This is a genomic window from Novosphingobium sp. AAP1 (genome assembly GCF_001295765.1).
In the GTDB taxonomy this organism is placed as follows: Bacteria; Pseudomonadota; Alphaproteobacteria; order Sphingomonadales; family Sphingomonadaceae; genus Novosphingobium; species Novosphingobium capsulatum.
Genome location: NZ_LJHO01000001.1, coordinates 519,636 through 540,980, shown reverse-complemented (window position 1 = coordinate 540,980; position 21,345 = coordinate 519,636). Strand labels below are relative to the sequence as shown.

Below are 21,345 nucleotides of genomic sequence, written 5' to 3'. Positions count from 1 at the left end.
CAAGCTTGTCAACGCAGCTTGGCAATGCTCAGGCCATCGGCCTTGGCCCGGTCCTTGACCGATTCCTCGGTGCGGGTGAGCGCCTTGGCAATGGATTTGAGGCCCATGCCCTTTTTGGCGAGGGTGTGAAGCTTCTGGAGTTCAGCAGGAGTCCAGGGCTGGCGATGACGTTCGAACTTTTCGGCCATGGCCGCGCGGTAGGGCATGGCGGCGCCGCTGTCCAAGGAAACGGCAAGCCAGATAAAACGGGGGCCGGCATCGCTGCCGGCCCCCAATGCGCCTGTGGCCGATTGATTCGGCGTTGTGTTCGGCCAGAGCCAACGGGCTGCGGGCGGGGGCCGTTCAGGGCACGAAGCCCCTGGGCCGTCGGCGGCATCTGGCAAGGCCAGGCGGCGCCAAAGCTCCCGTGCGTGGTCCGTATCGCCCGCTCGGGGAAGAGCGAGGCCCGACCTGCTGCGCAACGCCGCTTGCGGGCGGCATCACGGGCGTGGCCTTTGCCTCGAAGCACCGCTCCCACGCGCGCCGATCATGAACGCACGGGACGGACCCCGCCGGGGCAAAGGACAGGCATATGGTGGTTGCGAAACAGTTCCAGGCCGCGTGTCCAGACACCAGCCAAGGCGGAATTGCTGCGCACAAAACCATTGCCGCAAGCCCCCTCGCGGGCGCCGTCACACCCGCTCACCATGCCGTGAAGGCACGAGCGGACATGGCCGGTGTTCCGTTTGGCAAAAGGCTTGCACTTCAAGAAAATAGCGCCGTAAATCATCGGCTTGTACCAGCTGATCGGCGGCACGTTTTCCTGTCGATAAAGGGATGCTGCGCCTGTCTTTCGAGTCGCGCAAGAGGGAATTTTGCGGATGGTTTGACAGGCGGGACGAGCGGTTCAACCTGTCACAAACCATCGCGCCACGCGGCGAGCTTTCCCACGGCGGCGCGCAGCATGGGCGGCGGCTTGCAGTGGCACAGCCGCACGATATGGCGCGGCGCGGGCGGGCCTTCCCACAGCGCGGAAAGCGGAATGGTTGCCACGCCCGCTTCGGCGACGGCGCGCGTGGCGAAGGTGCGATCATCCAGGGGCACGCCGCTCTGCGCCAGATCGATGCACGAAAACCAGGTGGCGCTGCCGGGCAGGGTGGCAAAGCCATGGTGGGCCAGCGCTTCCAGCAGCGCCTGGCGCGATGCCGCCCAATCGGCCACCTGGGCATCGATCAGCGCATCATCGGTCAGCCCTTCTGCCACGGCCCATTGCAGCATCGGCGGCGTGGTAAACGTCAGGAACTGGTGCGCGCGCGCAACCACCGTGGCCAGTGCCGGATCGGCCACGAGCCAGCCCACCTTCCACCCCGTGGCGCCAAAGATCTTGCCGGCCGATCCCACCTTGATCGTGCGCGCGGCCATGCCCGGCTCTGCCATCAGCGAGGCATGGCGCAGGCCATCGAACCGCACCACCTCCCACACCTCGTCACAGATGGCGATCAGGTTGGCGGAAACGCAGAGCTGCGCCAGCGCCGTCCGCTCTGCCGCGCTGGTCACCGTACCGGTGGGATTGAGCGGATCGTTGAGGATCAGCGCGCGGGTGCGCGGCGTGATCGCGGCGCGCAGCGCATCGATCGGCATGGCCCAATCGGGCGGCGCCAGGCCCACGAACACCGGCACCCCGCCAGCGCGGCGCACCAGCGGGGCATAGGCGTCATAGGCCGGCGCCAGCACGAGCACCTGGTCTCCGGCGCGGACAGTGGCAAGGATCGCCGCTGCCACCGCCTCCGTCGCGCCCGACGTAACGATGGCATGCTCGCGGCCCAGGGCCAGGCCCTGCCGCCGGGCATAGAACGCGGCGACCGCATCGCGCAGTTCGGGCACGCCGGCCATCGGGGGATATTGCTGCGATCGTTCCGCCATGGCCCGCGCGGCGGCTTGCGCCAGGGCGAGCGGCGGCGGGCCATCGGGAAAGCCCTGGCCGAGGTTGATCGCGCCATGCTCCCGCGCGAGGGCCGACATCGCCTCGAAAATCGTGGTGGGCATGGTGGCATAGAGCGGGTTCAGCGGAGGCGCGGTCATCCAGCGATCTTAGGCACCCGATGCGCCGACGCAAAGCCCGTTGCACTGAGATCACAATTTGCTAGCCTCTTTCAGGCGAACCGGGGGGCAAGGCAATGCGCAAGGCTTGGCAGGCAGGCGTGGCGGGATTGGCACTGGTGCTGTGCGGCGCCAGTGGGGCGCAGGCGCGCCAGATGGCAGACCTGATCCTGCACAATGGCCAGGTGCTGACGGTGGACAAGCGTTTTGCCGTGGCGTCGGCTGTGGTGGTGCGCGGCGATCGTATTGTTGCGGTGGGCGGGGAAGGGCTGCTCAAGCGCTTTGCGGCGCGCGATGTGGTCGATCTCAAAGGCCGCACCCTGATGCCCGGCTTCATCGATACGCATCTGCATCCCGCGCCGATCAAGCCCAGCGACATTGCCGTGGCCAGCGCCACCAGCATGGCACAGGTGCAGGCCATGCTGCGCGACAAGGCCCGCGCGCTGGGGCCAGGGCAATGGATCACCGGCTATGGCTGGCAGGAAGCCAACCTGGCGGAAAAGCGCAACATAACCCGTGCCGATCTCGATGCGGCCGTGCCTGACAATCCCGTGCTGCTGGTGCGCGCCGGATCGCATTCGGCCGTGGCCAACAGCCTGGCGCTGAAGCTGGCAGGGATCGACCGCAACACGCCCGATCCCGCCGGTGGGCTGATCGAGCATGATGCCAGTGGCGAGCCCAACGGTATCATCCGCGAAAGCTATGGCGCGGTGCTGCGCCTGATCCCCCAGCCCGGCTGGGACGTGATGAAGCCGGCAACGGTCACCTGGCTCCGCTCCATCCTGGCGCTGGGCATAACCAGTTTCCACGATGCCAGCGGATCGATCGACGACGAGCCCTATGGTGCGGGCGGCCCGGCGCCCGGCGAGCAGGGGCTGGACCTGCTGGGCGCGGGAATGACCTTTCGCCGCGCGCGCGAACTCTATGCGGAAATGGGTGACCGCCTGCCGCGCGTGACCATGTACATCAGCTATCCCGGCGCCGCGCGGCTCAAGGCCTTCCCGCATCACACCGGTTATGGTGACAATCATGTGCGCCTGGGCGCGATTGGCGAGAACGCGGTGGACGGCGGCTTTACCGGCCCCACCGCGTGGCTGCTGGCCGATTACAAGGGGCAGCCTGGCTTTCGCGGCAAGGGCCGCTTCACCGACGCGCAGCTTCAGGAGATGGTCGATACCGCGGCCGCGGCCGGCTGGCAGATGGGCCTCCACTGCATTGGCGACGCGGCCATCGTGCAGACCGTCAATGCCTATGACATGGCGCTCAAACGCCTGGCGGCGCAGGGCAAGATGCCGGCTGACCACCGCTGGTTCACCGATCATTTTACGATCATGCCGCCCGATGCCACGATGCAGACTATGGCGCGCGACAAGGTGATGATCGCCCAGCAGCCCAATTTTCTCTACAACCTGGAAGACCGCTACACCCAGGTGCTGGACGATTGGCGTCTGGCGCATAACAATGCGGTGGCCACGCCGGTAAAGAAATTCGGCCTGTTCATGGCCTTTGGTAGCGACAACCTGCCGGTGGGGCCGCTCGTCGGCCTCTATGCCGCGATCACCCGCAAGGGGCCCAGCGGCGTGGTGCACGGCGCGGAAGAAGCCGTTTCACGTGCCGAGGCGATTCGCATGTACACCGCCAATGGCGCCTATCTGTCTTGGGAAGAAAGTCAGAAGGGCACGCTGGAACCCGGCAAGCTGGCCGACATGATCGTGCTGCCGTTCGATCCGCTGACCGCGCCACCCGAAGCCCTGCTCAAGGGCAAGGTGGATATGACGTTCGTGGGTGGCAAGCTGGTCTACGACAGCCGCCTGCGTCGCTGACGGGCATCGGCCCTGCGCCGATCGGCGCGAGTCAGTGCGCCGTCGCGGGATTGTAGCCAGGATAGAGCAGCTTGATATCCTGCGGGGCATGGCACTGCTTTACCGCAGTCGTGGCATGGCGCAGCCGCTCTGCGGTGAGCGAGGCGTTGGACAGCGCATGCTGGCGCTCGCGGCCCACTTCATCGGCGGTAAACGGACGGGTGCCGGCCGGCACGCTATGCCCGCCCAGCACGAAGACCACATAGTTCATCAGATCGGCCAGCTCGGCATTGTCGCGGATGCGGCTGTGCGCGACGTTGGGCAGGCGCAGCAGATAGGCACGGCTATCGGGCGTGCACATGAACCAGCCGACGCGGCCCAGCAGTTCGGGCAGTTGCGCCGGCACCGTGCTGCCGTTCACGCCGTGGCAGCCGCCGCAATTCTCGATATAATCCACCCGCGCCTGGTTGGGATCTTCCATCACCGGTTGCGCTAGAGCGGGGGCGGGCGCGGCATCGTGCGCGGCGCTCAGCCGCGTGGCGAGGCTGGCGCTGAGCAATGCCGTGGCCGCCAGCAGGGAAAGACGCGCGATCTTCATGGCCGCTGCGCTCAGGCCGCGCCGACCAGCACGGCGGTGGAGCAGTGGTATTCCATGCTCTGCGTACCGAAGCACCAGATGATATCGTTGTTGAGCTGCGGCACATAGATCTGCGTTTCGCGGTCGGCATTGTCGCAATTGCACTTGTTGCAATAGGATTTACCGCAGCAATCGCGATAGGCGATCAGGTACGACTTGCCGTCTTCGGGATTGACGCAGGTGCCCACCCACGACACCGGCGAGGGTTCGGCCCCGGCCGGGCAGGTGTGTACCCCGCCGCCGCAGCAGGTGCACAGCGCGCCGTCGATCGCGCAATAGCGCCAGTAATCGCACTTGGTATTGTCAGTTACCTGCGCGCCACGGGCAAAGGTGGTCTTCGCCTCTGGCCCGCGATCGGGCTTGGCCGGCGCGGCATTGGCGCGGCTGACCGGCAGCACGGGGAATAGCGGCGCGGCTACCAGTGCGGTGCCGAGCCGGGCCAGAATGCCCCGGCGCGACGTGCCGCCGGCAAAGCGCCGCAAGACCTTTTCGCCCAGGCTGTCAGCATCGAAATGGATCATGATCGTTGCCCCTAGAACTCTTCTCGTAGCGTTTGCGTCAGGCCACCGCGCCATGCATGCGGGCGACATAGTCCTGCACCGAGTGAACCCCCATTTCGTGGGCAATCACCAGGCTTTCGAGGTGCTCGCGGCTGTTGACCAGCCCCTTGGACAGGACCACGCCCTGGTCATCGAGCAGCACGGCAAAGGGCAGCTTGCCCACGGCAAAGGCCTGGCCCACTTCCGGCCCATTGACGAAGGGATAGGCTTCCAGGCCATGGCGGGCGATCATCTCGCGCTGAGCGTCCACCGTATCGTCGCCCACGAAGGTCAGCGCCACGCGCTCGTCGCGGGCGAAGGACTTGGCCATGGGGATCAGGTTCTTGCACAGCGGGCAAGAGGCCGAAACGAACATCAGCAGGCGCAGCGGCGTGCCCGGGGCCGCGCCGCCCACGCTGATCGCCGCGCCATCGAGCGTGTGGCTGGCCACGGCCTGGCTGGCCGCACCCACCGCCGGGCCGCCCGCCGTGGTCAGCGCGCCGGCCGGGGCCACGCGCATGTGCAGCACGCCCACCTGGCGGGCCAGGGCCAGCAGCGCCACCACCAGCAGTGCGATGATCAGCCAGGAAATGCCTTGTGAAACGATCAGAGCCGTCATCATCGCCCGCTACCCTTTTCGCGCCGGGGCCAGCGGAGAACCCGCCAGGGCCACGATCGCATTGAACAATTGCACCAACAGAAACAGCACGATTCCCCCAGCCGCGCCCAGCAGCCAGGCCTGCCCCGGCAGTGGCGCCGTGGCCAAGGCCGGCAGCAGCAGCGCGGCTAGCACCACGTTGCGCATGACCAGCGGCCAGGCCAGCGGCTGGCGCAGCGCGGCATGGCCGCAGCCGCAATCGATATGCCCACGCCCGCGCCGCAGGTTGACCGCCATGGCCCAGGCGAAAATGCCCAGCAGCAGCGCGGCAACGGCGGCTGCTGGCGGCGTCATCAGGCCAGACAGCAGCCAAGCGCCCAGGATCAGTTCTGCCACGGGTAGGGCGCTGGCCACAGGCGCCACCAGGGCCGGCGGCAAGAGGCGGTAATTGGCGATCACGCCGGGTAGCAAAACCCGATGGCGCAGCTTGCCCGCTGCCGCAGTAAGGAACACCAGCCCCACGCCCACCGTGGCAATGCGCCCGGTCAGCGCCACGGCCATCAGGCCGATCGCCGCAGAGGCCGCATCCGGGGCGCCGAGCGCGATCACTGCGGCTGCGCCACCGTGATCACACCATTGCCGGCATGATCCAGCTTCCACGCCTGCTTGCCGGTGGCCAGGTCATAGACGTAGACCGTCTCGTCCTCGCCAGCAAAGACCAGGTGGGGGGCGGCTTCCTGCGTCACGGCAATCATGCGCGGTTCGCCGGGCACGGCCATGCGCTTGACCACCTTGTGGCTGGCCAGGTCGAGCTGCCACACTTCGCTCGCGCCGGCTTTGTGCGACCAGAACTCGCCCATGTGCATCAGGATATAGACCTGGCCGGTGGCGCGGTGCAGGGCCATCTGTTGCACCCCGCCCGGATACCAGTTGACCTGGTTGGGCGCGGCCGATCCGGCCGGCACGCCGGCGGCTTCCTGCAAAGAGAACGGCGCGGCAATCACCGGCTTGGCCCCCAGCGTAGCGGTATAGACCTTGCCGGTATAGCTCAGCATCACGATCTGGTTGTGCCCGCGATCGACTTCGAAATTGTCGAAGATCGGATCGTCGGTGGCGGAAAAGAACGGATCGCTGCGGGTGATCTGGCTTTTCCCGCCGGCCAGGCTCAACGTGGCGAGCGAGCCATCGGAGCACAGCGCCGACAGGCCCACGCCGGGCACCGGAACCAGGCTGGCGCAGCCGGGCAGTTCCACCGTCTTGACGAACTTGCGCGCCGTCAGATCGATCACGTTGACCGACGAGGCCGGGCTCATGTTGTAGACATAGCCGAACTTGCCATCGGGGCTGACCACGAAATTGTTCATCCGGCCGCCCACCAGCAGCCGGCCCGGCATGGCAATATCTGCCTGAAGCTTGAGATCGACGCTGTCGAACACCGAGACATAGTCCTGCCGCGTTCCGCGCAGGCCCTTGGTCCACAAGGTGGACGACACGTAATAGAACTTGCCCGCAGGATCGAGCGCCAGGTCGGTCAACTGCGGGGTTTCGACGTGGCCGATCAGCTTGCCACTGACGGTATCGTAGATGACCGAGGAATTGGACGTGAACCCGCCGTTGATGAAGAACCAGCTGGTCTTGGGCGGCGTCAACTGCGCCACGTCAGACTGTTCGGGTTCCACCGACGCGATCGGTGCGGCGACCGGGGCCGCCATGGCCGACGGCGCCAGCGCCCCAGGCAGGCCGCCGGCCAGCGCCACGGCCAGTGTTGCAGTTGCGAGAAAACGCCCCTTGATGGCAGCAAACGTCATCGTGGCCGGCCCCTGTTCGAATGTGACAGCCCGTGGTGATCGCGGCATTGGCAAGGGCGCGAAGGACCGGGTGTTTGCCCGAGTCCGGCATGCCCCCACATGCCATTGCGATCACAAGTTTTGACGAATGTCCTATTTCAGTCAAGCGACATTCGCAGGTGCCGCAAAACTTTTCTCGCTATCTGGCATCACATGGATCGCGGGTGGGCATGCCCAGCCCGGCAATGTCGTCCGGGGTGATGGTACAGGCCAGTTCCACCAGCGCCTTGCCGGCGATTGCGATGAACGCCGGCATGCGATCGGCCCAGGGCTTGCGATAGCCGAGAAAGGGTGTCGCCCCTTCCATCGAGGCGCTGATGTAGAGCGCCACGGTCTGGGTTTCGGCCGCAGACAGCGCGGGGTTCAGCGCGCTGACATATTCGCAGATAACCCCGTGGACGCGGGCATAGAACTGCGCCACCCGCTCTGCCACCACGGCGTTGTGGTTGGCCATGGCCCACAGTTCGGTAAACAGGCGCGTGGTGCGCATGCCGGCAATATCTTCCAGGCACAGCGCGATCACCCGGCGCAGCCGCTCCTGCGCGGTAAGGCCGGGCTGGCGCACCTCGTTATCGAGTACCTTGTCATAGCTTTCCAGCATGTCGTCGAGCATGAGCTGGACCAGCATTTCCTTGCGCGGGAAATGATAGCTGACATTGCCCACCTTCATCCCGCATTCGGCGGCGATACGGCGCACGGTGAACTGCGCGGCGCCTTCCTCGATCAGCACCTTGTGCGCGGCCTTGACGATGGCTTCGGCCGTGGCCGCGCCACGGGCATAGCCACCGGGACGCGGGGTGGTGATGGCACGGTCTGCTGGTGTCATTCCCGCCAGGCTACCACGGGCAGAGCGAAACGGCCAGTTGTCCGTGGCAGCTGCGCCGGCAGATAAAACGACCCCCGCCGCGCCGGGGCGCGACGGGGGCAAGGGTGGAAAGTGCTCTGGCGGTTGGCGAGAGCGCCGCGTCAATAGCGCATGGAATATTTCAGCCCGAAATACTGAGGCTTGATCGGCATGGTGCGCGAAGAGCCCGAGCAGTATTCGATCGCGCAGAACGTGTTCTTGGACAGCTCGCCACGGCGATCGAACACGTTTTCGATGAAGGCCGTCAGCGTCCAGTTGTCCTTCGATACGCCGGTGGAGAAATCGAAGCTGACGAAGCCCGGCGTGTTGCCCAAGAGGCTGTTCTTGTAGGTGTCGAGGTTGGAGGTCGACAGCGTCTGGGCGTGCATGGTCACTTGCGCGAAATCGTTGAGCGAGCCCAGATCGCCTTCATACCGCGCCGAAAGCTGGCCCTTGAAGCGGGGCTGGCGCGGCAGGCGCGTGCCCTTGGCGGCGGCGATCTCGTCTGGCTTGCCGGTGCAATCGCTGATCGGGGTGAGGGTGGCAGGGTCGAGCACGCAGAAATCCTGCGTCAGCTTGGCATCGTTGTATGACCCGGAACCGCTGATCGTGAACTGCCCGAGCTTGAGATCGAAATCGGATTCGATGCCGAACACTCGCGCCGCACCAGCATTGACCGTGCCGCCGTTGCCGAAATATCCCAACGGGATGACGGTGTATTGCACACCGGTCCACTTTTCATAATAGACCGCCGCGTTCCAGCGCAGCTTGTTGTTCCAGCTGGTCTTGACGCCCACTTCGTAATTGGCCAGCCGATCGGCCTTGTAAGTGCCCATCTCTGGCAACTGGTTGGTGCCGCCAGGGCGGAACCCGGTGGAATAGGTGGCATAGACCATCTTGTCGGACGTGACCTGCCAGGTCACGCTCACCTTATGGGTTTCGCCGGTCTCGTTGTAGGCCGGCTTGTTGTTGTTGACGCAGGAAAACCGCTGGTCGGCCGGGAACGGCACGGTACAGCCAAGTTTAAGCGCCTGGCTGGCGACGCCGCTGAATCCATAGACCGAGTTGTTGGCCTTGAACACGCGGATGCCGCCGGTCACCTTGATCTGCGAGGTGATCGGCACGGTGCCTTCGGCAAACACCGCATAGTCGCGGAATCGCTGGTTGAGATCCTGGTTGTAGAACGCGTCGCGTTTGATCGCCGGGTTCCACTGGCAGCCATCGGCGCATGAGGTGGCGAGGTCGATCTGGCTCAGGCCGGGGATCTGGTAATCGTCGTCCTGGGCCATCTTCTGGAACTGGAAGAAGCCGCCTACGGTCAGGTCGAAACCCCATTCCTTGGGCACCGAAAGGCGCAGTTCCTGCGTCACCTTGGTCTGGGTCAGGCGGCCGATATAGGACTGCGTCGGGTTGATGAAGTTGCCGCTCTTGTCACGGAACTTGAGATAGTTTTCATAGCCCGGACCAAGCTGGTCATAGTGGACCGAGTAATAGGTATAGTCACTGGTATTGTGAATCTTGCGGCGGAAATAGCCCGACGAAGACACCAGGTCGAAATCGCCGATCTTGCCCTGGATCGTCAGCGAGGCCTGGACCCACTTGTCGATATTCTCGGTCGGGCTGTAATCGTGCACCTGCAGATCGCCGACGCGCGGATCATAGTTGAAGAAGCCCTTGGCATCGAGATACTGATAGGTGACGGAAGGATAGAGCTTCCAGTCGCCCGCCTCGATCGTGGCATTGACGCGACCGCCATAGCTATCGACCGGGTTGTAGTTCTTCTGCACCAGCGTGGCGTTGTTCACGGTATAGGTCGTGTTGGGATCATCATCGCCCAACTGATAGGTGTACGTGCCGTGGGTGTTGTCGATGTAGCCGCCCTCGTGATCGTAGAAGCCCATCATGCGCACGGCGATGTGCTCGTTCACCGGGATGTTGACGAAGCCTTCGACCATCGCGCCGGCCGCGCCCTTGCCATAGGCATCGACCTGGACATCGGTGCCGGCCTCGAACTTGCCGATCTTGGCCTTGTTGGTGATGATGCGCAGCGTACCCGCCAGCGAGCCGGCGCCATAGAGCGTCCCTTGCGGGCCCGACAGCGCCTCGACCCGCTCGATATCGTAGATGTGCACTTCGGGCATCCGCCCCGGCTGCGAAATCGGCACGTCATCGAGATAGGTGCCGCTGGTCGACAGTGCGCCACCATCCACGGCAATGCCGCGGAAATAGACTTCGCTCTGCCCTGGCCCGAGCCCGGAAAAGCTGACCGAGGGCAGCATGCTGGCGTAATCGGCAAACGTGCTGACCTGGTGCTGTTCCAGCTTTTCCGCGCCCAGCGCCTGGATCGAGATCGGCACCTTCTGCACGCTTTCGGCCTTGCGCGTGGCGGTGACCACGATTTCGCCAAGGCCGCCGGTGCCATTGTCTGCAGCGGCCGCATCGGGGGCCGGGGCGGGCGCTGGTGCCGACTGGGCCAAGGCCGCAACCGGCAGCGCCATGCTGGAAAGGACGGTCGAGGCGCCGAGAATACCCAGTGCACGCCTCATCTGCGACCGTTGTTCAAACACCATTGTTCATGCCCCCTGATGGCCTGAAGTTCTTTTTCTGCCGTCTTCCTGCGAACGCTTGTTTTTATGATTGTCGTTTGGTGATGATCTTGGCGGCGGTGTTGTAATTATGCCGCTTTTTGTGCAGTCGCCGTGCCGATTTGCGCACCGGTGCGATCAAACCCTTGTGGCGCCCGATTGCCGTGGCGCGCCATGCCGCTAACAGCGCGAGTGATCTGCGGCATTGCAGCGCAGCGATTGCAAGCTGTTGATTCTACACAATAGTGCCGCGATGCGGCGCGGTCTCAATCACTATCTTGTTGCGGATAGTGCCAGCAAAACGCCGGCTGTCAACAAAATTCAGCGATCTGGCATCGCAGATTGTGCAGGCGATTGAGCCGGCCTGGGGGAGGAGCTGTTCGCAGTTGCGTAATCGCGCGGGCATGTCATGTTTCCGGTCATGGTGATCGGGGCAAAACCGCAAGGCAGGATCTGTGATGGCAAATGACGTGGCCGGCCGGCATGGCGTGGGAACCGCACCTGCTGATGCGGGTGGTTCGGCCAGCGGAACGGTTGATGCAGCGCTGGGCCATGCGGCCCGCCTGATGGCGCGCCAGCCGGCGCTGGCCCTGGCCCAGGCGCGCGAGATCCTGCGCGCGGTGCCGGGCCACCCTCACGCCCTCCTGCTCGAAGGCCAGGCCCTGCGCGTGCTGGGCCACCTGGCCGAGGCGCGCAGCGTGCTTGCTGCGCTGGTGGCGAGCCAGCCGCGCGCGGCAGCTGCGGCGGCCGAACTGGGGCTGACGCTTGCTGCCTTGGGCGAAGACGCCGCAGCGATGGCGCAATTGCGCCGGGCCGTGGCGCTCAAGCCTGATCTGGCCCATGTCTGGCAGGCGCTCGCCACGCTGCTGCGCGCCAGCGGTGACGAAGCCGGCGCCGGCCAGGCCGAAGTGGCCGGTATCGAGGCCGCGGCCAAGGACCCCGTTCTGCTGCGGGCCGCCCTGGCCATGGGGGAAGGGCGGCTGGACGAGGCGGAAACCCATGTCCGCGCGCGCCTGGCGATGATCCCCACCGATCCTGCCGCGCTGCGCCTGCTGGGCGAGGTGCTATGGCGGCAGGGAGAGATCGAGGCGGCGCTGCCGCTGCTGCGTGCCGCCGTGGCGCGCGCGCCCGCTTTCGTGGCGGCACGTGAATTGCTGGTGCGCATCCTGGCCATGGGGCCCGATGTGGCCGAGGCGCTGGACCATGCCAGCCGCCTGGTGGCCGATGATCCCGAGCATGGCGGCCATGCCATGCTCAAGGCCTCGTTGCTGGTGCGCATTGGTGACCAGGAGGGCGCGCGCGATCTCTATCGTGCCATCCTGGCGCGCGATCCTGGGCGGCCACGGGTGTGGCTCAATCTCGGCCACGTTGAAAAGACCATCGGCAACCAGGCCGCCGCGATCGAGGCCTATCGCCGCGCCGCCGCGCTCGATCCGGCAACGGGAGAGGCGTGGTGGAGCCTGGCCAACCTCAAGACCGTGCGACTGGAACAGGCAGATATCGCCGCGATGCGCGCGGCCCTGCCTCACGATGCCGTGGGGGACGAGCGTGCCGAAGACGTGGCGCAGATGCACTTTGCCCTGGGCAAGGCCTTTGAAGACCTGAGCCGCGACGAGCCTGCCGCTGCCGAAAGCGCCTTTGCCCATTATGCGCGCGGCAATGCCCTGCGCCGCAGCGTGCTGGATTATGATCCGGCGCGCACCGCCGCCGCGGTCGATCGCCATGCCGCCCTGTTCACGCCTAAGTTTCTGGCAGAGCGGGCCAGCTGGGGCTGCCCGGCCGCCGATCCCATCTTCGTGGTGGGCCTGCCGCGCAGCGGATCGACGCTGGTGGAGCAGATCCTGGCCAGCCATTCGCAGATCGAGGGCACGATGGAGCTGCCCGACATGATGCTGATTGCCGATCGCCTGCAATCGCGGGTGGATGCCAATGACGGCGAAGGGGGCGAGTTTGCCGACATGGCGGCGCTGCTCGCCGCGCTTGGACCGGACGATTGCCGCCAGATGGGCGAGGAATATATCGAGCGCACGCGCATCCACCGCAAGACCGATCGTCCCTACTTCGTCGACAAGATGCCCAACAATTGGCAGCATGTGGGGTTGATCCGCCTGATCCTGCCCAATGCGACAGTGATCGATGCGCGGCGCCATCCGCTCGGCTGCTGCTTTTCCGGATGGAAGCAGTATTTCGCCCGCGGCCAGGTGTTCAGCTATGACCTGAGCGAGATCGGGCACTACTATGCCGCCTATGTGCGGCAGATGACCGCGTTCGATCGCGCGATACCCGGCGCGGTGCACCGTGTGATTTATGAGGCAATGGTGGCCGATACGCCGGGCCAGGTGCGCGCGCTGCTGGGCGCCGTGGGGGTGCCGTTCGAAGAGGGCTGCCTGGCGTTCTGGCAAAACCGCCGCGCGGTGCGTACCGCCAGTTCTGAGCAGGTGCGCCAGCCGATCTATACCGATGCGGTGGAGCATTGGAAGCGGTTCGAGCCCTGGCTCGATCCGCTGCGCGCGGCGCTTGGCCCGGTGCTCGACAGCTATCCAAACGTGCCGGCGGGGTGGTGACCCCGCCGGCCTTCGCCGTCATCAGGCGACGCTGAGCGTCACATCGATGTTGCCGCGCGTGGCGTGGCTGTAGGGGCAGATTTCATCGGCCTTGGCCACCAGCGCTTCGGCTGCGGCGCGGTCCACGCCGGGCAGGTGCACGGTCAGGGCCACGGTCAGGCCAAAGCCGCCATCGCTGCGCGGGCCGATGCCGACGGCCGAATCCACCGCGATGTCAGCCGGAACGCGGGGCAGGGCCTTGTCCTGGCTGGCGGCAAACTTCATCGCGCCGATAAAGCATGCGGCATAGCCGGCGGCGAAGAGCTGTTCGGGGTTGTTGCCGGCGCCATTGCCACCCAGTTCCTTGGGCGTGGCCAGGGTGATGTCCAGGCCATTGTTCACGCCGTCTTCGGCAATCGTGGCGCGGCCATCGCGGCCACCAGTGGCCTTGGCATGGGCGGTGTAAAGCGGCTTGATCGACATGACAGAGTTCCTTTCGTGGGTTAATATCGAAAACGATTAAATCGTGTGCGATCTAAATAGGTGAGTCGCGCGGAAAGGTCAAGCACTTGCGATTTGATCGCACGCGATTTATCTTGTCGATATGGAACAGACCCCGTCAGACCCGCTCGATACCGCGCTTTCCGGCCCCCAGGCGGCTGCCGAGCTGGCGGCACAGATGGCGGCCGGCGGAGCACCCTTGGCCACCGGCACGGCTGACAAACCCTTTGCCAACATGCTGTGCTTTTCGGTCTATGCGGCGCAACTGGCGTTCAACCGGCTCTACAAGCAGCTGCTGGCGCCCCACGGCCTCACTTATCTGCAATATCTGGTGCTGGTGGCCCTGGCCCAGGCGGAAGACCGCACCGTGGGCGAACTGGGCGAAGTCCTGTTCCTGGAATCCAACACGCTCACGCCGCTGCTCAAGCGGATGGAGGCTGCCGGGCTGGTGGTGCGCCGGCGTGACGCGGAGGATGAGCGCGTGGTTCGCGTGGCGCTCGCTCCGGCCGGCGCAGAGGTGGTGGCCCAGGTGGAATGCGTGCCGCTCGATGTGCTGTCCGCGCTCGACATGCCCTTGGGCGATTTGCAGCAGATGAAGGCGGCGATCGACCGGCTGGGCAGCGAACTGCGCAAGTCCACCACCTGAAATCGCCGGCCGGTGTTGGCATGGCCAGAGCCGCACGATCACGCGTGGCTCTGGCCGGAATGCAGATTACGCAGGCAAGCCGCTGATCGCCTTCATTTCCATGAAGTCCTTCAGGCCATAGAGCCCGCCTTCACGGCCATTGCCCGATTGCTTGTATCCGCCGAACGGGGCGCCGGGGGTGGGGCCCCAGTTGTTGATCGCCACCATGCCGGCGCGCAGGGCCGGCACCACGTCTGCCGCCTTGGCCGGATCGCCGGTGATGCAGGCCGAAAGGCCATAGCTGGTGTCGTTGGCGATCTCGATCGCCTCGTCCAGGCTGTCATAGGGAATGATCGTGGCCACCGGGCCAAAGATCTCTTCCTTGGCAATGCGCATGTCCGGCGTGACATTGGAAAACAGCGTGGGCGCAATGTAATAGCCGCGGTTGACCTCGGCCGGCAGGTCAGGGCCGCCGCATTCCAGCGTGGCGCCTTCGTCGATCGCCGACTGGATCAGGTCGCGGATCTTGTCGTGCTGCGCCTTGTTGACCACCGGGCCGAGGTGGCTGCCTTCCTCCAGTGGGTTGCCGACCTTGGCGGCGGAATACATTGCCTTGACGAACGCGGCGGCCTCGGCCTGGCGTTCACGCGGGACAAGGATGCGCGTGGGGGAGATGCAGCTTTGCCCCGAATTGACCAGCGGGCCAGAGGCGGTCGCCGGCAGCTGGCTGGCAAAATCGGCATCGGGCAGCACCAGGTTGGGCGACTTGCCACCCAGTTCCTGGTGCACGCGCTTGACCGTGTCGGCCGCCGCCTTGGCCACCATGATGCCGGCGCGGGTTGAGCCGGTGAAGCTGACCATATCGATATCGGGATGGCTGCTGATCGCCGTGCCCACACCGGGGCCATCGCCCTGAACCAGGTTGAACACGCCTGCCGGCACGCCGGCGGCGTCCATGATTTCAGCGAGAATGGCGGCGCAGGTGGGGCATTCTTCCGAAGGCTTGAGCACCATGGTGTTGCCGGCGGCCAGAGCTGGCGCCACTTTGAGCGCGATCTGGTTAAGCGGCCAGTTCCATGGGGTGATCAGGCCGACCACGCCGATCGGCTCGTGGGCCACCTTGAAGGCGCCATTGTCTTCCACGAACTGGAAGTTCTTGAGGGCCGCGATGGTCCCCATGAACCCACCGATTCCGGCGCCAACCTGGGCCGTGCTGGCAAAGCTCAACGGCGCGCCCATTTCCTCGGCCATGGCGTGGGCCAGATCGGGGATGCGCTTCTTGTATTCCGCAACGACGCGGTCGAGCAGCGCAAGGCGCTCTTCGCGAGTCGTCCGGCTGAAGGTCTTGAAGGCGCGGCGCGCAGCGGCCACGGCAGCGTCAACGTCTGCAGCAGTGCCGAGCGTGATCGCGGCGCAGGGTTCTTCCGTCGCCGGGTTGATCACCTCGTGGCGGCGGCCGCCCTGGCTGTTGACCCATTGGCCATCGATATAATGCTGAAGGCGTTCGCGCATCGCGCTTCTCCAATCAATAAGTTAGGTTGGCTAACTTTTAGGGAGCGCAGGCGGCGATGGCAAGCGGAGGGTTTGTGCAGAATGGATAGGGTTTCGCGCCGTGCACCACCAAACGGCAATGCACGGCGCCTTATCCGGAAACGAGCGTCTGTTAGACGGTTCGGCGGCCGGTAAACAGCTGCACCAGACCGATGATCAGGGCGAGCACCAGCAGAATGTGGATGACGCCGGCGGTCACCTTGAAGGCGAAGACGCCCAGCGCCCAGAGCACGAGCAGAACGAGAGCGATGGTCAAAAGCATGGCGGGGCTCCTGGAACGGGTGGCGCCCCGCCTGTGGCGGTGGCGCGGATTGGCATCCTTGTGTGGCTGGTAAACGGTGCACCAAAGGGCTGGTTCCCGAATTTGAAAATCGTCGGGAATAGGCGATTCACCGTAGGCTTGGGGCGGGCGCTAACCATTTATTGGTAATATTCCTCCACGCTTCCCAAGTGGTTGGTGCGTGACGCGCCAGATCCACGGGCCGGGGGACACGAGGTTGAGCGAGGAACAGCGCACGGGCTGGATTGTCGGTGCCACGTTCGCGGCACTGCTGGCCCTGTCGGGCGCGCTAATGGCAGCGCTCAATCATTCCATCCATGTGGCCGATGCCTTTACCCGCAAGGATGAGCGCGAGATGGTCGCGCGCTATCTCGATACGCGGGTGCGTACGGTAATCATCGGCCAGACCGGGCAACTGGTGTGGGATGATTCGGTCCAGCATGCCGTGCGGCACACTGATCTGCCATGGATGGACCGCGAACTGGGCGTGTTCCCGTGGACTAACCAGGGCGCCGAAGAGACCATGCTGGTCGAACCCAACGGCACGCTGGTGCGCGGCTGGCGGCACGGCCAGGTGATGCCCGACTATCCCTATGCCAAGGCGCGCTGGCAGGTGGAATCGGTTTTGTCCCAGGCGCGCAGCAACCGCCGCGTCTATGGCCAGGTGGCGCAGTTTCGCCGCGTGGGCGGGGCGCTGTGGCCGTTCGATGCGCGCGGCGCGCCGCTTTCGCGGTGGGGGTCGTCGCTGGTTTGGCATGACGGCCGGCTGATGCTGTTGACCGCCGCGGCCATCGTACCCGATCGGAACTATGCGTTGCTCACGACCGAGCCGCGCTATCTCGTTTCGCTGCGCCTGGTCGATGATCGCGTGCTGCACGCGCTGGCGGCCGATCTGCTGCTGCCCGATTTTCACTTCGTGCGCACGCTGCCGCCGCTGAGCACGGTCAATTCCCTGCCGCGCTTCAGCGCCGATGGCACGCGGGTGGGCTTCTTCGTGTGGACGCCGCAATTGCCCGGGCCAGCCATCTGGCGCGGCACGGCGCCGCTGCTCGCCACCTGGATTTTCCTGTTCCTGGCGGTGTTGGCCGGTGGCGTGATGATCGTGCGGCGTATGCGCGCCACCACGCAGCATCTGCAGTTGAGCGAAGCCCAGGCGCAATACAACGCGCTGCATGATCCCATGTCTGGCCTGGCCAATCGCCTGCACTTTGCCGAACGCCTGCGCGAGGAACTGGCCGATGCCAACCGCCAGCGTCAGGCAGGCGGCCAGGGCGATGTGTTCGTGGGCTATATCGATCTCGATGCGTTCAAGACCGTGAACGACACGATGGGGCACCATGTGGGCGACGAACTGGTCACCCAAGTGGCGCAGCGCCTGCGCGGCGGATTGCTGCAGACTGACCTCATCGCACGGTTTGGCGGCGACGAGTTCGTGGTCCTGCGGCGCACCACGGGCGGGCTGGGTGCGGCCAATGCGCTGGGGCGTCAGATCGTGGGCCTGATGGCCGAGCCGTTCATCATCGCTGGGCACAGCCTGGGCGTGACATGCTCATGCGGGATCAGCTGGGGGCCGGGGCAAACCGACGATGCCGCCGAACTGCTGCGCCGTGCCGACATTGCGCTCTATCGGGCCAAGCAGGGCGGCCGCGCGCGCTATCGCTGCTATACTAACGGCATGGACGCTACCGAGCGGCTGGCGCGCGAACTGGAGCTGGAACTGCGCCGCGCCATCGCCAACGACGAACTGGAGGCGCACTTCCAGCCGATCGTCGATCTCGCCACGTGGCAGATCGAAGGGTTCGAGGCGCTGTTGCGCTGGCCGCACCCCGAGCGCGGCGATATCGGGCCGGGCGTGTTCGTGCCGATTGCCGAACAGTCCGGGCTGATGGTGCCGCTAGGCACCTGGATGCTGCGCCGTGTGTTCATGCAGTGCCGGCACTGGCCTGCCGCCGATATCTCGATCAATCTTTCGCCGATCCAGATCATGGCCCAGGGCTTTATCGAAACGATCGCGGCGTTGGTGCAGGAAACCGGCATCTCGCCGCAGCGGGTGATCCTGGAAGTGACCGAGGGCGTGATGCTCGATCGCAGCGACCATGTGGCGCAAACGCTCACGACGCTTCAGGACATGGGCTTCCGCATCGCGCTGGATGATTTCGGCATCGGCTATTCCTCGCTGAGCTACCTGCGCTCGTTCCAGTTCGACCGCATCAAGATCGATCGCTCGTTCGTGCAGAACATCGAAAGCGACCTCGATGCGCAATCGATCCTGGGGGCAATCGTCGCGCTGGGGCAGACCCTGCGCATGAAAGTGGTGGCCGAAGGGGTGGAAACCGAGCTGCAACGCCGCCTGGTCCACGCCGCCGGGTGCGAGTTCGTGCAAGGGCACCTGTTCTGGCCCGCGCTGCCGGCCGATCAGGCCTGCGCTCTTTTGGCCCGCAACGCCGCCCAGCACATGCAGCAGGCGATCTGACGCCCAGGATCCTCCCTCACACCGTGGGGGAGGTGGCGGACCGCAGGTCCGTCGGAGGGGGAGTGCAGACTATGCGGTTTTCTGTGCCAAGGGCCAGTGGCTGGCGCAGAATAGTGGGACCCCGGATCAAGTCCGGGGTGACGGTAAGTGTCTAGCGCCTATGTGAATTTCGTCACCCTGGGCCTGATCCGGGGTTCCGCTGCTTGATCGTTCCACACCCAACACCCCGGCCAACAAAAAACCGCCCGAAACGGGCGGCTTTGTTGCTTCGGCGTAGCGCGGAGCGTTCAGCCCTGCGCCTTGTCCACCATGGCCAGTTCGATCGCGGCGGTCTGGGTAACCGGGGCGGCGCTGGCGGGGGCGCCGTGGGGGTAGATGAAGCCGAAGGCGGGCGAGGGGCGCATGCCGAGCGATTGGGTCGGGCCGTACCATACGCGCACTTCCGACCAGTCACCAGCGGCCGACACGTCAACCGCCATCACGCCGCGTTCGACCATGCCAGGGCGCGACCAGTTGGCATGGTTGATCATCACGTGGCGGGCATCGACCACCTTGCTGACCACGGCGACGTGGCCATAGGGCATGGAGTGTGAAGCGCGGAATGCGAGGACGGCACCGGCCTTGGGCTCTTGCCCGCGGGCATAAGTGCCAGCCGCATTGCCCCACCAATCGCGCGCATTGCCCGAAAGCTGAACGTCGGAAACCTGGCGGGCATAGGTCACGCACTGGAGCCGGGCATGGGCCACGTTCGGCAGTGCAGCAAGCGAAGCGAAGGCGGCCAGGGCGGTGAGTGCGGTGCGAAGCATGGCCTGCACCTTAGGGTTTGCGGCGGATTCTGGAACCGGGGGTTCCCACGCTTCACCGCTCGCGCCGGGCCGTTTATCCTGCATTCATCCTGGCTGTGGATAACTTTCGCAATGCAGCATGGCGGACACGAAAAACGCCCGGACCGCTTGGGTCCGGGCGTCTGTCTTTCGTGCCTGCCGCATCGCTGCGGCAAGGCCAGCTCGCTTACGAGCTGTAGTACATGTCGAATTCGACGGCCGAAGGCGTGGTTTCCCAACGGAACACTTCGGGCCACTTGAGTTCGATGTAGCTTTCGATCTGGTCCTTGGTGAACACGCCGCCATCGAGCAGGAAGTCGTGGTCAGCGGCCAGCGAGTCCAGCGCTTCGCGCAGCGAACCGCACACGGTCGGCACGGCGGCGAGTTCGGCCGGCGGCAGATCGTAGAGGTTCTTGTCCATGGCTTCGCCCGGGTGGATCTTGTTCTTGATCCCGTCGAGGCCAGCCATCAGCAGCGCGGCATAGGCGAGGTAGGGGTTGGCCATCGCGTCGGGGAAACGGAATTCCACGCGCTTGGCCTTGGCGCCGGCGCCATAGGGGATGCGGCACGAGGCTGAACGGTTGCGGGCCGAATAGGCCAGCAGCACCGGCGCTTCATAACCCGGCACCAGGCGCTTGTAGCTGTTGGTGGTGGGGTTGGTGAACGCGTTCAGCGCCTTGGCGTGCTTGATCACGCCACCGATGAAGTACAGGCACATGTCCGACAGGCCGGCATAGCCATTGCCAGCGAACAGGGGCTTGCCCGAATCCCAGATCGAGATGTGGGTGTGCATGCCCGAGCCGTTGTCCTTCATGATCGGCTTGGGCATGAACGTGGCCGTCTTGCCATAGGCCTGCGCGACCTGCTGCACGACGTACTTGTAGATCTGCATGCGGTCGGCCGTCTGCACCAGGGTGCCGAAGGTCAGGCCCAGTTCGTGCTGCGCGGCGGCCACTTCGTGGTGGTGCTTGTCGCAGGGCAGGCCCATTTCGAGCATGGTCGAAACCATTTCGCCGCGGATGTCGACGCAGCTGTCGACCGGGGCAACGGGGAAGTAGCCACCCTTGGCACGCGGACGGTGCGCCAGGTTGCCGGCTTCGTAGTCCTTGTTCGAGTTGGTCGGCAGCTCGATGTCGTCGATCTTGAAGCCGTTGCCGTCATAGCCGTCATAGAACTTGACGTCGTCGAACAGGAAGAATTCCGCTTCCGGGCCGACATAGACGGTGTCACCGATGCCGGTCGACTTGAGGAAGGCTTCGGCGCGCTTGGCGGTCGAACGCGGATCGCGCGAATAGAGTTCGCCGGTCGACGGTTCGACGATGTCGCAGTTGATGATCAGCATCGGCGTGGCCGAGAACGGATCGACATAGACCGAGTCGAGGTCGGGCTTGAGGATCATGTCCGACTCGTTGATGGCCTTCCAGCCTTCGATCGACGAGCCGTCGAACATCAGGCCGTCTTCCAGTTCGTCTTCGCCCAGGACCGACGACACCATGGTGAGGTGCTGCCACTTGCCCTTGGGGTCGGTGAAGCGGAGATCAACCCACTCGATTTCCTCTTCCTTGATACGGGCGAGGATGTCCTTTGCACTTGCCATCGCTGGTCCTTCTGTTTGCC

18 protein-coding genes are annotated in these 21,345 nt (G+C 65.1%); 4 read left to right on the top strand and 14 right to left on the bottom strand.

Annotated features, from left to right (window positions below; genetic code table 11):
- Window positions 1-8: 8 nt before the first annotated feature.
- Together IP65_RS02355 and IP65_RS02350 are read right to left on the bottom strand one after the other, a co-directional pair.
- Window positions 9-188: an SANT/Myb-like DNA-binding domain-containing protein gene (locus IP65_RS02355; RefSeq protein ID WP_054130888.1), complete on the bottom strand. Its 180-nt coding sequence runs from the start codon at window positions 186-188 to the stop codon at window positions 9-11.
- A gap of 706 nt (window positions 189-894) precedes the next feature.
- A complete protein-coding gene (locus tag IP65_RS02350) occupies window positions 895-2,061 on the bottom strand; it encodes an aminotransferase class I/II-fold pyridoxal phosphate-dependent enzyme (protein WP_054130610.1) in 1,167 nt (388 codons plus the stop codon).
- 95 nt (window positions 2,062-2,156) lie between these two features.
- On the opposite strand from IP65_RS02350, the gene IP65_RS02345 reads away from it, so the two are divergent.
- Window positions 2,157-3,902: an amidohydrolase gene (locus IP65_RS02345; protein WP_054130609.1), complete on the top strand. Its 1,746-nt coding sequence runs from the start codon at window positions 2,157-2,159 to the stop codon at window positions 3,900-3,902.
- A gap of 31 nt (window positions 3,903-3,933) precedes the next feature.
- Here the strand turns inward: IP65_RS02345 and IP65_RS02340 are convergent, their stop codons facing one another.
- The 7 genes from IP65_RS02340 to IP65_RS02310 form a co-directional block, all read right to left on the bottom strand.
- Window positions 3,934-4,479, bottom strand: coding sequence for a hypothetical protein (locus IP65_RS02340; protein ID WP_054130608.1), 546 nt, complete (start codon window positions 4,477-4,479; stop codon window positions 3,934-3,936).
- 11 nt (window positions 4,480-4,490) lie between these two features.
- Window positions 4,491-5,039 (bottom strand): methylamine dehydrogenase light chain, encoded by a 549-nt coding sequence (locus tag IP65_RS02335; RefSeq protein WP_022676185.1) that lies wholly within the window; start codon window positions 5,037-5,039, stop codon window positions 4,491-4,493.
- 37 nt (window positions 5,040-5,076) lie between these two features.
- On the bottom strand, window positions 5,077-5,679 hold the full coding sequence (locus IP65_RS02330) for a methylamine utilization protein MauD (protein ID WP_054130607.1): 603 nt from the start codon (window positions 5,677-5,679) through the stop codon (window positions 5,077-5,079).
- Window positions 5,680-5,685: 6 nt separating this feature from the next.
- Window positions 5,686-6,264 (bottom strand): MauE/DoxX family redox-associated membrane protein, encoded by a 579-nt coding sequence (locus IP65_RS02325; protein ID WP_231627517.1) that lies wholly within the window; start codon window positions 6,262-6,264, stop codon window positions 5,686-5,688.
- Window positions 6,261-7,463, bottom strand: a complete 1,203-nt coding sequence (locus IP65_RS02320) for an amine dehydrogenase large subunit (protein ID WP_054130606.1) — start codon at window positions 7,461-7,463, stop codon at window positions 6,261-6,263. Before IP65_RS02320 ends, IP65_RS02325 begins: the two co-directional genes overlap by 4 nt.
- Window positions 7,464-7,641: 178 nt before the next feature.
- Window positions 7,642-8,328, bottom strand: a complete 687-nt coding sequence (locus IP65_RS02315; RefSeq protein ID WP_054130605.1) for a TetR/AcrR family transcriptional regulator — start codon at window positions 8,326-8,328, stop codon at window positions 7,642-7,644.
- Between the two features lie 140 nt (window positions 8,329-8,468).
- A complete protein-coding gene (locus IP65_RS02310) occupies window positions 8,469-10,892 on the bottom strand; it encodes a TonB-dependent receptor (RefSeq protein ID WP_156306357.1) in 2,424 nt (807 codons plus the stop codon).
- A 497-nt stretch (window positions 10,893-11,389) separates the two neighbouring features.
- Here IP65_RS02310 and IP65_RS02305 point away from each other — a divergent pair, with 497 nt between their 5' ends.
- Window positions 11,390-13,495: a tetratricopeptide repeat-containing sulfotransferase family protein gene (locus IP65_RS02305; protein ID WP_082349709.1), complete on the top strand. Its 2,106-nt coding sequence runs from the start codon at window positions 11,390-11,392 to the stop codon at window positions 13,493-13,495.
- A gap of 21 nt (window positions 13,496-13,516) precedes the next feature.
- Here the strand turns inward: IP65_RS02305 and IP65_RS02300 are convergent, their stop codons facing one another.
- On the bottom strand, window positions 13,517-13,957 hold the full coding sequence (locus IP65_RS02300) for an organic hydroperoxide resistance protein (RefSeq protein WP_022676158.1): 441 nt from the start codon (window positions 13,955-13,957) through the stop codon (window positions 13,517-13,519).
- Window positions 13,958-14,153: 196 nt separating this feature from the next.
- On the opposite strand from IP65_RS02300, the gene IP65_RS02295 reads away from it, so the two are divergent.
- The gene (locus tag IP65_RS02295) at window positions 14,154-14,621 is read left to right on the top strand and encodes a MarR family winged helix-turn-helix transcriptional regulator (RefSeq protein ID WP_054130885.1); all 468 of its coding nucleotides are present in this window, start codon (window positions 14,154-14,156) and stop codon (window positions 14,619-14,621) included.
- A gap of 66 nt (window positions 14,622-14,687) precedes the next feature.
- Here IP65_RS02295 and IP65_RS02290 read toward each other — a convergent pair whose 3' ends face one another.
- Together IP65_RS02290 and IP65_RS21220 are read right to left on the bottom strand one after the other, a co-directional pair.
- Window positions 14,688-16,112 carry an aldehyde dehydrogenase family protein gene (locus IP65_RS02290; protein ID WP_054130603.1) on the bottom strand — a complete coding sequence of 475 codons (1,425 nt, stop codon included), beginning with the start codon at window positions 16,110-16,112 and terminating at the stop codon, window positions 14,688-14,690.
- A gap of 151 nt (window positions 16,113-16,263) precedes the next feature.
- On the bottom strand, window positions 16,264-16,413 hold the full coding sequence (locus tag IP65_RS21220) for a lmo0937 family membrane protein (RefSeq protein WP_022676155.1): 150 nt from the start codon (window positions 16,411-16,413) through the stop codon (window positions 16,264-16,266).
- Between the two features lie 199 nt (window positions 16,414-16,612).
- Between IP65_RS21220 and IP65_RS02285 the strand changes: the two genes are divergently transcribed.
- The gene (locus IP65_RS02285) at window positions 16,613-18,904 is read left to right on the top strand and encodes a bifunctional diguanylate cyclase/phosphodiesterase (RefSeq protein WP_054130602.1); all 2,292 of its coding nucleotides are present in this window, start codon (window positions 16,613-16,615) and stop codon (window positions 18,902-18,904) included.
- A 287-nt stretch (window positions 18,905-19,191) separates the two neighbouring features.
- Here IP65_RS02285 and IP65_RS02280 read toward each other — a convergent pair whose 3' ends face one another.
- Both IP65_RS02280 and glnA read right to left on the bottom strand, forming a co-directional pair.
- Complete coding sequence (locus IP65_RS02280) at window positions 19,192-19,710, bottom strand: CHAP domain-containing protein (RefSeq protein ID WP_022676153.1); 519 nt, start codon at window positions 19,708-19,710, stop codon at window positions 19,192-19,194.
- A 205-nt stretch (window positions 19,711-19,915) separates the two neighbouring features.
- On the bottom strand, window positions 19,916-21,325 hold the full coding sequence (gene glnA, locus IP65_RS02275; protein ID WP_022676152.1) for a type I glutamate--ammonia ligase: 1,410 nt from the start codon (window positions 21,323-21,325) through the stop codon (window positions 19,916-19,918).
- Between the last annotated feature and the right edge of the window lie 20 nt (window positions 21,326-21,345).

What these genes read in the sequence shown, in the direction of transcription:
- IP65_RS02300 (WP_022676158.1), bottom strand. Translation starts at nt 13,957, where the DNA reads ATGTCGATCAAGCCGCTTTACACCGCCCATGCCAAGGCCACTGGTGGC.
- IP65_RS02310 (WP_156306357.1), bottom strand. Translation starts at nt 10,892, where the DNA reads ATGAGGCGTGCACTGGGTATTCTCGGCGCCTCGACCGTCCTTTCCAGC.
- IP65_RS02335 (WP_022676185.1), bottom strand. Translation starts at nt 5,039, where the DNA reads ATGATCCATTTCGATGCTGACAGCCTGGGCGAAAAGGTCTTGCGGCGC.
- IP65_RS02315 (WP_054130605.1), bottom strand. Translation starts at nt 8,328, where the DNA reads ATGACACCAGCAGACCGTGCCATCACCACCCCGCGTCCCGGTGGCTAT.
- IP65_RS02305 (WP_082349709.1), top strand. Translation starts at nt 11,390, where the DNA reads ATGGCAAATGACGTGGCCGGCCGGCATGGCGTGGGAACCGCACCTGCT.
- IP65_RS02345 (WP_054130609.1), top strand. Translation starts at nt 2,157, where the DNA reads ATGCGCAAGGCTTGGCAGGCAGGCGTGGCGGGATTGGCACTGGTGCTG.
- glnA (WP_022676152.1), bottom strand. Translation starts at nt 21,325, where the DNA reads ATGGCAAGTGCAAAGGACATCCTCGCCCGTATCAAGGAAGAGGAAATC.
- IP65_RS02295 (WP_054130885.1), top strand. Translation starts at nt 14,154, where the DNA reads ATGGCGGCCGGCGGAGCACCCTTGGCCACCGGCACGGCTGACAAACCC.
- IP65_RS02320 (WP_054130606.1), bottom strand. Translation starts at nt 7,463, where the DNA reads ATGACGTTTGCTGCCATCAAGGGGCGTTTTCTCGCAACTGCAACACTG.
- IP65_RS02355 (WP_054130888.1), bottom strand. Translation starts at nt 188, where the DNA reads ATGGCCGAAAAGTTCGAACGTCATCGCCAGCCCTGGACTCCTGCTGAA.
- IP65_RS21220 (WP_022676155.1), bottom strand. Translation starts at nt 16,413, where the DNA reads ATGCTTTTGACCATCGCTCTCGTTCTGCTCGTGCTCTGGGCGCTGGGC.
- IP65_RS02330 (WP_054130607.1), bottom strand. Translation starts at nt 5,679, where the DNA reads ATGATGACGGCTCTGATCGTTTCACAAGGCATTTCCTGGCTGATCATC.
- IP65_RS02340 (WP_054130608.1), bottom strand. Translation starts at nt 4,479, where the DNA reads ATGAAGATCGCGCGTCTTTCCCTGCTGGCGGCCACGGCATTGCTCAGC.
- IP65_RS02290 (WP_054130603.1), bottom strand. Translation starts at nt 16,112, where the DNA reads ATGCGCGAACGCCTTCAGCATTATATCGATGGCCAATGGGTCAACAGC.
- IP65_RS02350 (WP_054130610.1), bottom strand. Translation starts at nt 2,061, where the DNA reads ATGACCGCGCCTCCGCTGAACCCGCTCTATGCCACCATGCCCACCACG.
- IP65_RS02280 (WP_022676153.1), bottom strand. Translation starts at nt 19,710, where the DNA reads ATGCTTCGCACCGCACTCACCGCCCTGGCCGCCTTCGCTTCGCTTGCT.